This is a genomic window from Micromonospora sp. NPDC048907 (assembly GCF_055586885.1).
In genome coordinates, this window is record NZ_JBVJHI010000002.1 from 772,152 (window position 1) to 786,677 (window position 14,526).

Genomic DNA, 14,526 nt, shown 5'->3' on the forward strand with positions numbered 1-14,526 from the left:
CCGGCGCGACGCCACCGCGAACGACGTCCCCACGCTCCCCGCACCCGCACCCGCACCCGCGTCCGGCACCGAACCCGCGTCCCCCATGTTCGACGTCGTCATCGCCGGGTGCGGGCCGACCGGTGCCATGCTGGCCGCCGAACTGCGGCTGCACGATGTGCGGGTGCTCGTCCTGGAGAAGGAGACCGAGCCCCCGTCGTACGTCCGCATCGTCGGCCTGCACATCCGCAGCATCGAGCTGATGGCGATGCGCGGGCTGCTGGAGCGCATCCGCGACCGCGCCAGGCGGCGCCCGGCCGCCGGCTTCTTCGCCGCCATCGACAAACCCGCTCCCGCGGGCCTCGACTCCGCGTACGCCTACCTGCTGGGCATTCCGCAGCCGGTCATCGTCCACCTGCTCGAAGACCATGCGGTCGGACTGGGTGCGCAGGTCCGGCACGGTTGCGCGGTGGCCGGTCTCACGCAGGACGACGACGGTGTGACCGTCGAGCTGGCCGGCGGCGAACAGCTGCGTACGCGCTATCTGGTCGGCTGTGACGGCGCGCGCAGCACGGTGCGCAAACTCCTCGGCGTCGGCTTCCCCGGCGAGCCGTCGCGGACCGAGACGCTGATGGGCGAGATGGAAGTGGGTGTGCCGCCGGAGGAGATCGCCGCCAGGGTGACCGAGGTCCGCGCGACCGACAAGCGGTTCAGCTTCGGCCCCGCCGGCGTCGGGGTCTACCGCGTCGTGGTCCCCACCGCGGGAGTCAGCGGTCGCGCGGAGCCGCCCACCCTGGCCGATTTCCAGCACCAGCTGCGCGCCATCGCCGGGACCGATTTCGGCGTGCACTCCCCGCGCTGGTTGTCCCGCTTCGGGGATGCCACCCGCCTGGCCGAACGGTACCGGGTCGGGCGGGTGCTGCTGGCCGGCGACGCGGCGCACATCCATCCGCCCATCGGCGGGCAGGGCCTCAACCTGGGTGTTCAGGACGCGTTCAACCTCGGCTGGAAGCTGGCCGCGCAGGTGCGGGGCTGGGCGCCGGACACGCTGCTGGACACCTACCAGGCCGAACGCCAGCCGGTCGCCGAGGACGTGCTGGACAACACCCGCGCCCAGCTGGAACTGCTGTCCGCCGGACCGGGCCCGCAGGCCGTGCGCAGGCTGCTCACCGAGCTGATGGACTTCGACGAGGTGAACCGCTTCCTGCTGGAGAAGATCACCGCGACCGGCATCCGCTACGACTTCGGCCCGGGCCCGGACCTGCTCGGCCGCCGCCTGCCCGACATCGAGGTGAAACAGGGCCACCTCTACGGCCTGCTGCATCGCGGCCGCGGCCTGCTGCTGGACCGCACCGAACGCCTGACCGTGGGCGGCTGGGCGGACCGGGTCGACCACCTCGCGGACCCCACCGCGGCACTGGACGTTCCGGGCGTCCTGCTCCGCCCCGACGGCCACGTCGCCTGGATCGGCGACGACCAGCAGGACCTGGACGACCACCTCACCCGCTGGTTCGGCACGCCCACCATCTGATTCCGTCGATCCTCGCCGTCACCTGCTGCGTACCCGACCCGATCCGCTCACTCCCGCCGGGTGGTCCGGCTCCGAGGCGCGGGGGTGGCCCGATCAGCCGGGCCGCCCCCGCGGCCGGTCCTGTGCAGGTCCAGTGGCCACGGCACCGTCCGGTGCGGCTGCGACCATCCGGTGCGGAACCGCAAACTCGTCGGCCGCGAGGTCCGGCTCGATGCCGGACCCGGACCAGACGAAGGCGCGCCAGGAACGCTGCCACGTCCAGCAGAGGGAGACCCGTGAACGAGGACGAATGCCTTCGCCGCTACGGCCTCCAGCCGTCCTCCGCCGACCTGCCGCACATCCGGGAGATACTCCGAGCCCAGGCGTACCTTGCGCAGCATGACCAGGACACCGAGCTCATGAAGCTGTGCTGCCTGCAACTGTTCAACGCCGGCCACCTAAGCGACGTGCTCGTCATCTGGCACGCCAAGGAGTCGAGCTGGGACGCCCACTGCTCGATCGACGTCCAACTGCTCTGCGGAGCAGGACTGGACGCGACCAGGGCACACCTGGCGGCCGACGGCTCCGAGGAGGCGGCAGAAGCCCTCCGCTACCTGCGGGAATGCGAAGCCGCCGGCGACTTCGACACCTTCTCGGTAGCCGAGGAAGCCCGCTGGAGAGCCGACTACTACCTGGACTGACCACGAGACCCGGACCGAACGTCAGGCGTGCGGCGGGACCAGACAGGCCTCGAGCTCAGGAAGCCGGCCGAACAGTTCGGGGAGGCCGCGCACCCCGTTGCGCACCGACTCGTGCGACAGGGCAAGGTCAGGGCCGGTGCTCGCCTCGACCCCGGCGAGGCAGCGGAGGATGTTCCACCTCGTGAACCCCAGCCAGCCACCGACCGTGAACACGAACCAGCTTGGACCCGGCGGCGGCAGCACTCCGCCTCCGGCGACGTAGCCGTCGAGAACCGAGCGGAAGATGGCCGGCTCAAGATCGTCGAAGCCGGGTCCCTTCGCGAGGCTCAGCGCGGTCGAGCCGAGCTCACCGGACAGGTCGAGCATCCCCGAGAGTTCCCAGTCGAGCACCACCGGCCGGCCCCCGCGAGCGAGCAGGTTCCACGGATGGATGTCCCGGTGGGTCAGCACGACGGGGCCTGGCCGCTCGCAGGTGTCGACGAAGTGGGCGATCGCGAGAAACGTCTCGACCTGGGCAGTGAGTTCGCCGGCCCACGGCTGTCCGGTCGCCACCGCCCGCTCGGCGAGTTCGGGCCAGTCCCAGGGCGTCGGCTCCTCGATCGACACGTGGGTCCACGCGACGTCGAGCGCGTGGAGCCGCGCGAGGATCTCACCGATCTCGAACGCGTACGCCGGCGACACGGGCGCTTCGGGCATCTTCTCGCCCTCCACCCACCGGTGCACGAGCGTCCGGTGATCGGCCGAGATCGGCTCCGGCATCGGGATGCCGGCGGCGAAGGCCGCCCGCTCGAACCTGAACACGTCCTCGGCGCGGTAGGTCCAGCGGCGATCGAGGAGGTTCAGCTCCTTCACCGCGAAAGACCCCTGGTCGGTGTCGAGCCGGTACAGCCGGTTGGCGAACCCACCGTGCACCCGGATCATCGGACCGATCGGTACGCCGAGATGGGAAAGGTCCACCCCGCGCAACCTAGGGCTGGCAGCTCGCCGACGCACCCGCTTTACCCGGATCCCGGTGAGGGCCCCGGACCCGACTGCGACGGCGGTGCCATGCCGGATGCTGCCACCCCGCCACGCTTCGGTGGCGGACCTACGCGGACGACAGCGCCGCATCCGTGCGGGATGCGGCGCTGTCTTCTGGCGATCGGTCAGCTGATCTTCTTGCGGTAGATCGCTGTCGCGGCGACGTAGGCGGCCACGAGCAGGCCGGCGCACCAGGCGAGGGCTATCCAGATGTCGGCGCCGACGGGTTGCTGCGCGAACAGCGCGCGGAGCGTGTTCACGATGGACGTCACCGGCTGGTTCTCGGCGAACCACGCGACCGGGCCAGGCATCGAGTCGGTGGGGACGAACGCCGAGCTGATGAAGGGCAGGAAGATCAGCGGGTAGCTGAAAGCGCTCGCGCCGTCGACGGTCTTGGCGGACAGGCCCGCTATCACGGCGATCCAGGTGAGGGCGAGCGTGAACAGGATCAGGATGCCCGCGACGGCGAGCCAGTCGGCTACGGATGCGCCGGTGCGGAAACCCATGATCAGCGCAACGCCGGTGACGATCACGATCGAGGCCAGGTTGGCGACGAGTGAGGTCAGGACATGCGCCCAGAGCACCGAAGGCCGCGGGATCGGCATCGACTGGAAGCGCTCGAAGATGCCGCCCTGCATGTCGAGGAACAGGCGGTACGCCGTGTAGGCGATGCCGGACGCGATCGTGATGAGCAGGATGCCCGGGAGCATGTAGTTGATGTACGACTCGTCGGATCCGATGTTGATGGCTCCGCCCAGCACGTACACGAAGAGCAGCATCAGCGCGACGGGGGTGACCGCTGTGGTGATGATGGTGTCCGGGCTGCGGAGGATGTGGCGCAGCGAGCGGCCGGTGAGGGTTCCGGTGTCGCTGAGGACGTGGGCGGTCATCGGGATTCCTCCCCTACGGACACGGCTGCCGTGCCGGCGGTGTCACTGGTGTCGCCGACGAGGGCGAGGAAGACGTCCTCGAGGGTCGGCTGCTTCTCGACGTACTCGGCCTTGGCGGACGGGAGGAGTTGCTTCAGCTCGGCGAGAGTGCCGTTCTGGATGATCGTGCCCTTGTGCAGGATGGCGATCCGGTCGGCGAGTTGCTCGGCCTCGTCGAGGTACTGGGTGGTCAGCAGGATGGTCGTGCCATCCTTGGCGAGCTGCTTCACCGTCTGCCAGACCTCGATGCGGGCCTGCGGGTCGAGGCCGGTGGTCGGCTCGTCGAGGAAGACGACCGGCGGGTTGCCGACAAGGCTCATCGCGATGTCCAGCCGCCGGCGCATGCCGCCCGAGTACGTCGCCGCCCGGCGATTCCCGGCATCGGTGAGCGAGAAACGGGCGAGCATGTCGTCGGCGATCGCACCCGGGTTCTTCAGGTGGCGCAGCTTCGCGACCAGGACCAGATTCTCCCGGCCGGTGAGCACCCCGTCGACTGCGGCGAACTGGCCGGTCAGGCTGATCGACTTGCGTACGTCGCCCGGGGCCGAGGAGACGTCGAAGCCGTGGACGGTCGCGGTGCCGGTGTTCGCCTTCAGCAACGTCGCCAGGATCCGCACCAGCGTGGTCTTCCCGGCGCCGTTCGAGCCGAGCAGAGCGAAGATGCTCCCGGCCGCCACGTCGAAGTCGACGCCCCGCAGCACCTGCAGGTCCTTGTAGGACTTGGTGATGGCCCGCACCCTGATCGCGGGTTCGCGCGTCCTGGTGGTCATGCGCTCTTCTCCTCGCCGGTGTCGCCGGCGGCGGCGTCGATCGCGTTCCGCAGGCGAGCGCGTTCCTTGTCGATCCACTGCTTGCCGGAGTACGCCTGCACGAACGTCTCGGCGAACTCGACCGGGTCGTCGCCGACGATCGCGCGGACCGGCGTTCCGTCGGCGACCGCACGCTCCCAGAGGTCGACGAAGTCGCCGAGCATCGTGATGAGGCTGTCCCCGTCGATGACCCCTCCCTGGTACATGAAGTACCGCTGAAGAGCCTTGGCCGCGCTGCGATAGGGCTCCGGCAGGGCCTCCATGCGAGCCATGTGGTGCTTGTACTGCTTCTTCTGCTCGAGCGACCCGACGAGCGTCTCGATCCACTTCGCGGCCATGCTCATGCTCCTTCGTGGTGCTGGTTGTCGTTGTGGTGGAGTTGCTCGATGCGTTCCGCGAGGATGCTCCACGTCCTCCAGAACTCGGCGAGTTGCTCCCGCCCCTTCGCGTTGAGCGAATACACCTTCCGCGGGGGTCCCTTTTCGGACGGAACCTTCTGCACGTCCACGAACCCGCGCTGCTCGACGCGGACGAGCAGCGCGTAGATCGTGCCTTCCGCGATGTCCGAGAAGCCGCGGTCGCGCAGCCACGCGGTGATCTCGTAGCCGTACGCGGATCTGCGGGCCAGGATCGCCAGGACGATGCCTTCGAGAGTGCCCTTGAGCATCTCGGTCATCTGGTTGCCCATGCCGTCTTCCCCTCGCTACCAAGCGACGCTGACTACCGGTAGACCGTAACACTAGGTACCGGTAGATAGCAACGCTGAATACCGAGGGATCTCAGAACGTTCCAGTCGGCGGGCGCGTGAACCCTCGTCGCCACTGGTAGGAGCCCAGAACGCCGTCCAACCCGGCGATGAGAACGTAGGAAACGGGTCTCCTCGCGTGGTCATCGGCCGCTCCTCGTGGCGGCCCCGGGCGGCTCAGCCCTTGCGGAACGCCTTCGGGCTCACGCCGAGGATCCGGAAATAGCTCTCGACAGCTCTCACCACTCCCCCGCCGTCCCTCGACCTCTTGCGGACTAGATGCGGACCGCCGCGCAGAGGCCGTCACCTCGGAGCGCTGGGAACCTTCCGCCCTTGCGCTTCTGGTGGGCGGGCCAAACAATCTTGCCGTGCCCGATGGCCTAGGTCCGTTTGTATGCATCCTGACCCTGCTGTGCGGGTGGTCAAGCGCGATCAGCGCACTGCTCGGCCGCCTGAACTCGTGGGAGGCAGCACCAGGGGCATCGCCATGGCGGTTCTGGGGACCGGGCATCCTGGCGTGGTCATGGCCCATCGTCGTGGTCGCGTGCTTCCTCCTGGGGTTCATCACGCCGTGGGCCGTCTACCTCCTAGTCCTCTCCCCACTGACGCTCTTGGCCGCAACCGCACTGACGGTGGTGGAGTTCCGACGTCGGCATGCTGAGGACCTGGTGGCGGAGACGCCGCGGCGCGTGAAGGAATGACACCAGCTTCGGCAACTCGTACCATTCCCCCGCCGTCCGTCGACCTTTTGCGAGCTGGATGCGGACTCCACGGCCAGGCGGCGGCCGGTGTGATGAGAAGTAGGTCGAAGCGGGCTGCCCAAGGAGCGGTGTCCCTGCTCCGCGCGTCCGTCAGCGTGGGGGAAATGTCGGCGGCGGCTGGCCGTCTTGGCTGTACGGATGGCTCTGTACAGAACGGACTAGAGAAATTCTCTCCAGAAGGCGACGGTGGCCTGTGGCTCCTGGTCTCGGTTCGGCGCCGGTCCACCGAACTCCGAATGGATGTAGTCCTCCAGGTCGTCGCCGTAGTAGATGATGTCGGTCTGGTACATCGACAGGATCGGGTGCCCGTACGAGCCGCGGCCCGCGGGCAGGAAGCGGTGGCCGAACACGGGCACCATCTGCGGCACTTTGCGGAGGTGCGGCTCGGCGGCCGCGACCGCCTCCCGGCGGTTGCTCGGCCGGTCTCCCCAGATTTCATGCCAGTAGCCGTTGTGCTCGACATCGAACAACACGCCATGGATGGGCCACGCAAGGCGATCGCGGAGGGCAGCCTGGGTCTCCTCGTCGCCAGTCAGGCCAAGAAGGGCCGGTCGGTAGCCCGGCGGCCAGGAACGCGCGGTGGTCGTCGGCGAACTGGAAGCCGAAGGTGTCCTCCACGCGAGCAAGCTCCGCTTCGGTCAGACCGCGCTGAATCTTGACGTTTCCGAGTTCCCTCAGCCGGCGGGCCGCTGCGAGACCAAGGGCAGCGCCTTCCGGGTTGAGGCCCGAAGCAGGCGCGCCTCGGTCGACCTTGCGAAGGCGGGCTAGGAACTTGCCCACGGATTCCTCCCTTCCGGGTCGCGAAGCGTAGCAACCAGGAGAGGAAGCGGATCTCCTCGTGGGGCGGTCGTAGACCGTTCAGCCTGCCCGGACGTGGCCAAGGTGGGGCCCTCGACGCGGTTCGTCCGGGTCATCGACAGCATGACTGACCAGGGAAAGCGGCTGGCGGGGCGGACGGGACCCGAACCCGCGACCGAGGGACATGAGATCGAGTTGCCGGCTCCGTTGACCTGGGCAGATCGGGGTCCAGCAGCGGACACGCCTCTCGACATCTCCACCACCTTCCCATCATCCGTCGACCTCTTGCGGATTGGATGCGGCTGCGCGTCCCTGAGCGGCCGTGATCGAATAGCCGGCGATGGGGTGGGATGAGTGCCTGGCGGAGTTGCTGGCCCAGCTCGGCGATCGTGGCCTGGTCGCCATGATCAAGATGGACGGCGAACGCCAACGGGGCCGCTGGACGGTGCTGGTGTCAGGCAACCCGCTGGGCGGGGACTTCGTGCGGTGGGACGGCGACGACTTGAACGCCGGGCTGTCGCGGGTGACAGCTCAGCTTCAGGAGCGGGTTCCAGGATTGCTCGACTGAGCTAGGCCGCGGGGTCTAGAACAAGAGGGATGGGTGGCCAGGTGACAGCCCGCCTAATCAGCGCGTCTGCCGTTGTCGGGCAGGGTCGCCGCTGGTCGGCGGTCTTTGCTGTCCGGTTAGCTGCGCAGCCAGAGGCGCAAGGATGATCGAATAGGCTGCCCTCGTGAGGCGACACCTCCGTGACGCACCGTCCAGCCTGAGTGCTCGGGCTCACCGCTTCGTGGCGGTCCATGGAGTTTGGCTCGACGTGCCCTCTGTCAGTGACCGGCGCGAGCAGTGGGAGGCCAACGGCATCCCGTCGGAAGTCGTTGACCAGGCGGAGAGCCATCAGGCTCGCTGGGGCGGGCTCTCCCTACCTCCATCGTTCAGTTACGACGGGGGGCCGCGAATGCTGTGCGCCGATACACCGGAGTGGGAGAACCACTTTCCCGAGCCGGGCTGGTGGTTCGAGGCAGGACCGCAACGGACGGCGGTGCCGTACTCCTTCCTGATCGGGCCTCGCGGAAGCTTCGGCATCGCCATGGATAGTTGGGTGCCTCTGCACGCCCGAATCGAAGGCTGGGTCGAGTCGCTGGCACTCGCCCAGTCGGCAGAGCACATCGCAGAGACGGTAACCAAGCTTTCTGGCGATGCGGTTGCCGACCTTGACCTCTCCGGTATGCGACCCGTGCCAGTGACTGCCGGCATTGTCGACACCTGGTGGCATGGGGCAGGCTCCCTCATTGCGATCTACAACGGCGAAGCGGAGCTGTTCGGACGCCCTGACTATCGCGTTGCGCGCGTCTACTCCGGCAACATCGACATGGAGTGGCTGTAGCCGTTCAAGCGGATCTCCCGGACCTCGACGCGGTCCGTCCCGGTCGTCGCAGCATGGCTGACCAGGGCAAACGGTTGGTGGGGCGGGCGGGACTCGAACCCGCGACCGAGGGATTATGAGATCAAACTGCCCGTCCCACCGACCTGGCCAAATGGCGGTCTAGCAGCGGAAACGCCTCTCGACACCCTCACACTGCTCCCCCGCCGTCCGCCGACCTCTTGCGGACTAGATGCGGATCGTTACGTGCCACGCCTCGCTCGCGGCATCACGTCCTGTCGCAGGGTCTTCATCAGGGCTGCGTGTCGGTTGGTGCCACCCCGTGGCATGAGCCGACGGGTGTACAGAGTCGCTAGCCCTACCCATATCCCGGCCACCCCGACAAACACTGTCCCAAACGTGATGGCGATCGGCACCCAGACCAGTGGTGGCTTCAGGGACCAGAGTGCAATCGCCCCGATGGTCAGACCCATCATGAGCGGCCCGAGGAGAAGGCAGCGGTAGCCGACGACCAGCAGCCGGTATGCCCACGTCGCCCGGATCCGCTCGACCGCCTTGTCGACCTCTGCCATGTCGGTAACCTCCCCAGAGTCGCCGTGACTGTACCGACGCCCCGCTCTCCTCCCGTCCCGTCAGGACGAGGCGGACATCGCCGGGCCTGGGGGCTAGAAGAAGATCAGGGATGGCTGGTCAGGTGGTTGCGCTCCTGGTCAGCCCGTCCGCTGCTGTCGGGCAGCGTCGGCGTCTGTGGAGGGTCTTGGCTGTACGGATGGCTGTACGGCCGGTCCGTGCTGACCATCTAATCCGTAGGAGCGTCCCGCATCCGCCGTTACCCGCTTCGCCTGCCTGCTGGCTCGTGGCCGGCGTTCATCTGGTGGCGGCTGTTGGCGTCCTGCTGGGGTCAGGCTGGGGTCAGAGACTGGCAGCTTGGGAATTGTCGATGTCCGGCAGGCCAACGGCGTGGCCGCCTGGTGGCGGCGGTCGCTGGTGGCCTCGGCTGGCCCCTGCTGGCCTCGCTCAATGGCACGCTAATGGCACGCCCGCTGGCCGCTTGGCCGCCGCCCCTAAGACGGAGCCTGTATCCGCTGCTCGAGGACGACCTGGACCAGGTCGCGGACCGCTTGGACCGGGCAGCGGGTCGTGCTGCTGCGGACTCAGTGCGGACTGAGGGTGTCGGACCGGACCTTGACGCGGTCCGTCCGGGTCGCCGGCAGCATGGCTGAGCAGGGCAAACGGTTGGTGGGGCGGGCGGGACTCGAACCCGCGACCGAGGGATTATGAGTCCCCTGCTCTAACCCGCTGAGCTACCGCCCCGCTACCGCGCCGGATCGTAACCCGCTCAACGGATCACCGGCCATCACCCGTCGGGCCGGTTGATGATCTGGCCGGCACGATGGGCAACGCGAGGATAACAGCGTGCAGCGTCCCTTTCGGTGCCACCGGTGCAGGCCCGAGCGGGCATCGCCGGGGATCGGTCAGGGTGCGGGTGGTCCCGCTGCGTCCGTGCCGCGCAGCTCGGCGAGCACCGCGCCGGCGGCCCGCCAGCCGCTCGCCAGCGCCCCCTGGATGGAGGGGGTGTCCCGGTGGTCGCCGGCGACGTAGAGCCCGTCGCCGAGCGCGACCGGCTTGCGCAGCCGGCCCTGCGGTGGCGGCGCGGCGGGCAGCGCGTGCGGCACCGGCACGGTCGCCAGGTGGGTCCAGTCGGCGGTGGAGCGCCCGTAGAGGCGGTCCAGCTCGCGGCGGACCAGCGGCTCGGGCGGGGCCTGCGGGCCGACCACCGAGGTGGCCACCAGGTGCTTCCCGGCCGGCGCGTAGGTGGGTGCCGCGTTGCTGACCACCACCGTGTTGGCGACCAGCTCGCGCCGCTCGCCGTCGAGCAGCAGGATCGGCTCGGCAAGCGGCGGGGTGTCGGTGCTGTGGTAGTAGGTCGTGTAGCTGTGCATGCGTACCCGTTGGAGCCGGGGCAGCAGCGTGGCGGCCGCCGGCGGGTCCGCGGCGACCAGGACGGCGCGGCAGGCGATGTCGCCGGCGGGGGTGCGGACCCGGCCGGGCGCGACCTCGGCGACCGGGGTGTGCAGGTCGATCAGCTCGGCGGGCAGCGGGCCGGCGACGGCGTGGGGCAGCGCGGCCATGCCGCGGGCGGGCAGCCCGATCCGGCCCCGGGCGAACGCGCGCAGGAGGACGGCCAGCACGTGGCTGGAGGTGGCCAGCTCGCGGTCGAGCAGTACGCCGGAGAGGAAGGGCCGGACCAGTTCCTCGATGAACGCGGCGGAGAGCCCGGCCCGGCGCAGCGCGGCCTCGCTGGTGGTCTCGGGCGCGTTGAGCAGCCGGCCCACCGGCAGGGTGGCGCAGCCGGTGGCGAGCGCGGCGAAGCGCAGCCGGTCGACAAGCGACCCGACGCCCGCGGCCACCGTGCCGGGCGCGCCGGCGGGGTCGCGCAGCGGGTTGACCAGGCGGTCCAGCCGGTCGCCGCGGCGCACCAGCACGCCGGAGGTGAACCAGCCCAGGTCGAGGGCGCCGAGGTCGACCAGGCCGCCGAGGCGCGGGTACGCCGTGTTGAGCACCTGGAAGCCCCGGTCCAGCAGGTAGCCGTCGACCTCGTCGGTGGCGACGCGGCCGCCGAGCCGGTCGGCGGCTTCCAGCAGCCGCCAGGGCACGCCGGCGCGGTGCAGCCGGCGGGCGGCGGCGAGGCCGGCCAGGCCACCGCCGACGATGACGACGTCCGTCTCCTCAGGCACGGTCCGCCTCCGTCCCGGCCCGGTCGCCGTTGCGGTTCGTCCGGGACAGCCGGCCCGGCCACCAGATCTTCGGCCCGATGTCGTACGCGAGCGCGGGCACCAGCAGCGAGCGGACCACGATGGTGTCGAGCAGCACCCCGGCGGCGACCGCCACGCCCAACTCGACGAGCACCACGAGCGGCAGCACGGCGAGCGCGGAGAAGGTGGCGGCGAGCACGATGCCGGCGGAGGTGATCACGCCGCCGGTGACGGCCAGGCCGGTGAGCACGCCGGCCCGGGTGCCGCGCCGGACCGATTCCTCGCGGACCCGGCTCATCAGGAAGATGTTGTAGTCGATGCCGAGCGCGACCAGGAAGACGAACGCGAACAGCGGGAAGGACTGGTCCACCCCGGGGAAGTCGAGGACGTACCGGAAGATCAGCGCGCAGAGGCCGAGCGTCGCGAGGAACGACAGCACGACCGTGGCGATCAGCAGCACCGGGGCGAGCAGGGCCCGCAGCAGCAGCGCCAGGATGACCGCGATGACGAGCAGCACCACCGGGATGATGACGTTGCGGTCCCGGGTGGACGCGTCGGCGGTGTCCACGTTGATGGCCGTGAAGCCGCCGACGACGGCGTCCGCGCCGGGCACCCGGTGCACCGCCACGCGCAGCTCGCGGACGGCGCGTTCGGCGCCGTTGCTGTCCGGCGGGTCGGCGAGGGTGGCCTCCAGCTGCACCCGCCCGTCGACGACCGTGGGCGTCCCGGTCGGCCCCTGACGGCTGAACGGCCGGACCGAGGACACCCCCGGCACGCCCTGCGCCACCCGGGCGACCTGCTCGGCGGCGGCCTGGTCGGTGAAGATGGTGGCCGGGCTGCCGGTGCCGGCCGGGTAGTGGCGGGCGATCACCTCCTGGCCGGCCACCGAGTCGGTGCGCTGGGTGAACAGGTCGGACTGGCCGAGGGTGGTGGCGCCGAGCTGGGTCACCCCGAGGGCGAGCGCGGCGAGGACCACCGCGGTGACGATCCAGACGGTACGGGCGCGGCGCGCCACGAAGCCCGCGATCCGCCCCCAGATGCCGTGTTCGGTCCGTGGGTCGGCGTGGTCGAAGCGGGGTCGCCGGGGCCAGAACGCCCACCGCCCGCCGAGCATCAGCAGGGCGGGGAGGAAGGTCAGCATCACCAGCAGGGTGGCGGCGATGCCGACGGCGCTCACCGGGCCGAGTGCCCGGTTGGAGTTGAGGCTGGACAGCAGCAGGCAGAGGAGGCTGACGATGACCGTGGCGCCGGAGGCGATGATGGCCGGGGCGGCGCCCTTCCAGGCGGCCCGCATGGCCTCCCAGGGTCGCTCGTGCCGGTGCAGCTCCTCCCGGTAGCGGGCGATGAGCAGCAGGGCGTAGTCGGTGCCGGCGCCGAAGACGAGGACCGTGAGGATGCCCTGGGCCTGCCCGTTGAGCTTCACGACGTCGTTCTTCGCCAGGAGGTAGACGACGAGCGAGGCCAGCGAGTACGACATCCCGGCGGCGAGCAGCGGGAAGACCCAGAGCACCGGGCTGCGGTAGACGATCAGCAGGATGACCAGCACCACGACCAGGGTGACGAGCAGCAGCGGCCCGTCGATGGCGGTGAACACCTCGATCAGGTCGGCGAGCAGGCCGGCCGGGCCGGCCACGTCGACGGTGAGCCCGTCCCGGTCGGCGCCGGCGATGTCCCGCAGCTGGTCGACCACCGCGCCGATCTGTTCGCCCTCGGCCGCGTCGATCGGGACGATCACCTGCACGGCCTGCCGGTCCTGGCTGACGATCGGCGGCGGCAGCGGGCCGACGACGCCCGGCAGGTGGGCGAAGCGGGCCGCCTCGTTCCGGATCCGTTCCTGGTCGGCGGGGGTGATGCCGGAGGCGCGCTCGTAGACGACGAGCGCCGGGGTGGTCTCCCGCTCCACGAAGCCGGCGGCGAGGTCCTGGGCCCGGGTGGCCTCGGCGTCGGCGGGGAGGAAGGCGGCGTTGTCGTTGGTGGCGACGTCGCCGAGCTTCCCCGAGTAGGGGCCGGCGAGGCCGCCGACGACCAGCCAGCCCAGCACGATGACGGCCGCGACCAGCGTCGCGGTCCAGCGGCTCCGCCTTCCGGCCATCCCATCCACCCCTGAATCGACGCAGCGATCGACGCAGCGCGAGTCTAAGTCGACATCGACCATCCTGCCGGGCGAGGCGGCACCGGCGGGCGGAAACCACCCGACCGGCGGGCGGGAGCGGCACCACGGGAAACGCCCGCCGGCTGGGCCGACGGGCGTTGCGTGAGTGGAGCTCCCCCGTTTGGACTCGAACCAAAAACCTGCCGGTTAACAGCCGGCTGCTCTGCCAATTGAGCTACGGGGGACCGTAGATCACCCGGCTGCGGATCTCTCCGTGCCGTGCGACGGGGACAAGAGTACAGGACATCGGGGGGTGGTGCGCCAGGGGGTTACCCGACTTCCGCCGCCCGGTGGCCCACCCCGGAGCCCGCTCAGAATACCGGACAAATCGCCATCTCGGCACAGGGAGGCATGAGCGGAGAGCAGGATGGGTAGTTAGCCGCCGACAGAGAATGCAGGCGCGAGAAGGTCGCTCCCGCCGGGACCTCCCGGTCGGGATCGGCGGCGCGTCAGGTACGGAAGGAGCCGCCATGCGCGGAAAGATCATGTTTCTTGGCGGGCTGGCTGCGGGATTCGTCCTGGGCGCCCGTGCCGGCCGAGAGAAGTACGAGGAGCTGGTGGTCCGGGGTCGCAAGGTGCTCGACCACCCGACCGTCCAGGAGGCGGCGGGGGTCGCGCAGGCCCAGGCGACCCGGCTCTACTCGGAGGGCAAGGACAAGCTGGGGCAGACGAAGCTCGGCGAGAAGCTGGGCACCGGCAACGGCAACGGCTCCAGCAGCAAGCCGGGGCTGACCGACGCCGACAAGCCGTTCGCGGGCACGCCGGCCGCCGTCGGCGCCAAGTCCGGCTCGACCGGCACGGGCTCGACCAGTGCGACCGGCTCGTCGACCACCAGGTCGTCGGGCACGAGCACCAACCTCTGACCCGAGCGGGAGCGGGGGGGGGGGCGGGGGGGGCCCCGCCCGCGCCCCGCAGGCGCAAAACCAACACAAGCACAAATAGCGGAGACGGTACACAAAGGTAGGGGGGTTTGTTTGTTAATAG

The 14,526-nt window shown here is 69.9% G+C and carries 15 protein-coding genes and 2 tRNA genes; 6 read left to right on the forward strand and 11 right to left on the reverse strand.

Features of this window, described 5'->3' with window-relative positions; all coding sequences use genetic code 11:
* Positions 1-85: 85 nt before the first annotated feature.
* A complete protein-coding gene (gene rox, locus ACZ6PY_RS08685) occupies positions 86-1,510 on the forward strand; it encodes a rifampin monooxygenase (protein WP_466070794.1) in 1,425 nt (474 codons plus the stop codon).
* Between the two features lie 275 nt (positions 1,511-1,785).
* Positions 1,786-2,190 carry a hypothetical protein gene (locus ACZ6PY_RS08690; RefSeq protein ID WP_466070496.1) on the forward strand — a complete coding sequence of 135 codons (405 nt, stop codon included), beginning with the start codon at positions 1,786-1,788 and terminating at the stop codon, positions 2,188-2,190.
* Between the two features lie 21 nt (positions 2,191-2,211).
* Here the strand turns inward: ACZ6PY_RS08690 and ACZ6PY_RS08695 are convergent, their stop codons facing one another.
* The 6 genes from ACZ6PY_RS08695 to ACZ6PY_RS08720 form a co-directional block, all read right to left on the reverse strand.
* The gene (locus tag ACZ6PY_RS08695; protein ID WP_466070498.1) at positions 2,212-3,111 is read right to left on the reverse strand and encodes a phosphotransferase family protein; all 900 of its coding nucleotides are present in this window, start codon (positions 3,109-3,111) and stop codon (positions 2,212-2,214) included.
* Between the two features lie 224 nt (positions 3,112-3,335).
* Positions 3,336-4,100 carry an ABC transporter permease gene (locus ACZ6PY_RS08700; RefSeq protein ID WP_466070500.1) on the reverse strand — a complete coding sequence of 255 codons (765 nt, stop codon included), beginning with the start codon at positions 4,098-4,100 and terminating at the stop codon, positions 3,336-3,338.
* A complete protein-coding gene (locus ACZ6PY_RS08705) occupies positions 4,097-4,909 on the reverse strand; it encodes an ABC transporter ATP-binding protein (RefSeq protein WP_466070502.1) in 813 nt (270 codons plus the stop codon). Before ACZ6PY_RS08705 ends, ACZ6PY_RS08700 begins: the two co-directional genes overlap by 4 nt.
* Entirely contained in the window at positions 4,906-5,286 is a 381-nt protein-coding gene (locus ACZ6PY_RS08710) for a DUF1048 domain-containing protein (protein WP_466070504.1), read from the reverse strand. The genes ACZ6PY_RS08705 and ACZ6PY_RS08710 overlap by 4 nt, the downstream gene beginning before the upstream one ends.
* A gap of 2 nt (positions 5,287-5,288) precedes the next feature.
* Positions 5,289-5,636 carry a PadR family transcriptional regulator gene (locus ACZ6PY_RS08715; RefSeq protein ID WP_466070506.1) on the reverse strand — a complete coding sequence of 116 codons (348 nt, stop codon included), beginning with the start codon at positions 5,634-5,636 and terminating at the stop codon, positions 5,289-5,291.
* Between the two features lie 976 nt (positions 5,637-6,612).
* Positions 6,613-6,924: a hypothetical protein gene (locus ACZ6PY_RS08720; RefSeq protein ID WP_466070508.1), complete on the reverse strand. Its 312-nt coding sequence runs from the start codon at positions 6,922-6,924 to the stop codon at positions 6,613-6,615.
* Positions 6,925-7,033: 109 nt separating this feature from the next.
* Between ACZ6PY_RS08720 and ACZ6PY_RS08725 the strand changes: the two genes are divergently transcribed.
* The 3 genes from ACZ6PY_RS08725 (at position 7,034) to ACZ6PY_RS08735 (ending at position 8,637) form a co-directional block, all read left to right on the forward strand.
* Positions 7,034-7,222 (forward strand): hypothetical protein, encoded by a 189-nt coding sequence (locus ACZ6PY_RS08725; protein ID WP_466070510.1) that lies wholly within the window; start codon positions 7,034-7,036, stop codon positions 7,220-7,222.
* Between the two features lie 370 nt (positions 7,223-7,592).
* Positions 7,593-7,820, forward strand: coding sequence for a hypothetical protein (locus ACZ6PY_RS08730; protein ID WP_466070512.1), 228 nt, complete (start codon positions 7,593-7,595; stop codon positions 7,818-7,820).
* A 247-nt stretch (positions 7,821-8,067) separates the two neighbouring features.
* Complete coding sequence (locus ACZ6PY_RS08735) at positions 8,068-8,637, forward strand: hypothetical protein (RefSeq protein ID WP_466070514.1); 570 nt, start codon at positions 8,068-8,070, stop codon at positions 8,635-8,637.
* A gap of 239 nt (positions 8,638-8,876) precedes the next feature.
* Here the strand turns inward: ACZ6PY_RS08735 and ACZ6PY_RS08740 are convergent, their stop codons facing one another.
* The 5 genes from ACZ6PY_RS08740 to ACZ6PY_RS08760 form a co-directional block, all read right to left on the reverse strand.
* A complete protein-coding gene (locus tag ACZ6PY_RS08740; RefSeq protein ID WP_466070516.1) occupies positions 8,877-9,206 on the reverse strand; it encodes a hypothetical protein in 330 nt (109 codons plus the stop codon).
* 665 nt (positions 9,207-9,871) lie between these two features.
* A tRNA-Ile gene (locus tag ACZ6PY_RS08745) sits at positions 9,872-9,948 on the reverse strand.
* Positions 9,949-10,109: 161 nt separating this feature from the next.
* Positions 10,110-11,372: an NAD(P)/FAD-dependent oxidoreductase gene (locus tag ACZ6PY_RS08750; protein WP_466070518.1), complete on the reverse strand. Its 1,263-nt coding sequence runs from the start codon at positions 11,370-11,372 to the stop codon at positions 10,110-10,112.
* Complete coding sequence (locus ACZ6PY_RS08755; RefSeq protein ID WP_466070520.1) at positions 11,365-13,482, reverse strand: MMPL family transporter; 2,118 nt, start codon at positions 13,480-13,482, stop codon at positions 11,365-11,367. The genes ACZ6PY_RS08750 and ACZ6PY_RS08755 overlap by 8 nt, the downstream gene beginning before the upstream one ends.
* A 172-nt stretch (positions 13,483-13,654) precedes the next feature.
* A tRNA-Asn gene (locus tag ACZ6PY_RS08760) sits at positions 13,655-13,727 on the reverse strand.
* A 285-nt stretch (positions 13,728-14,012) separates the two neighbouring features.
* On the opposite strand from ACZ6PY_RS08760, the gene ACZ6PY_RS08765 reads away from it, so the two are divergent.
* Entirely contained in the window at positions 14,013-14,405 is a 393-nt protein-coding gene (locus ACZ6PY_RS08765; protein ID WP_466070522.1) for a hypothetical protein, read from the forward strand.
* Positions 14,406-14,526: the final 121 nt, after the last annotated feature.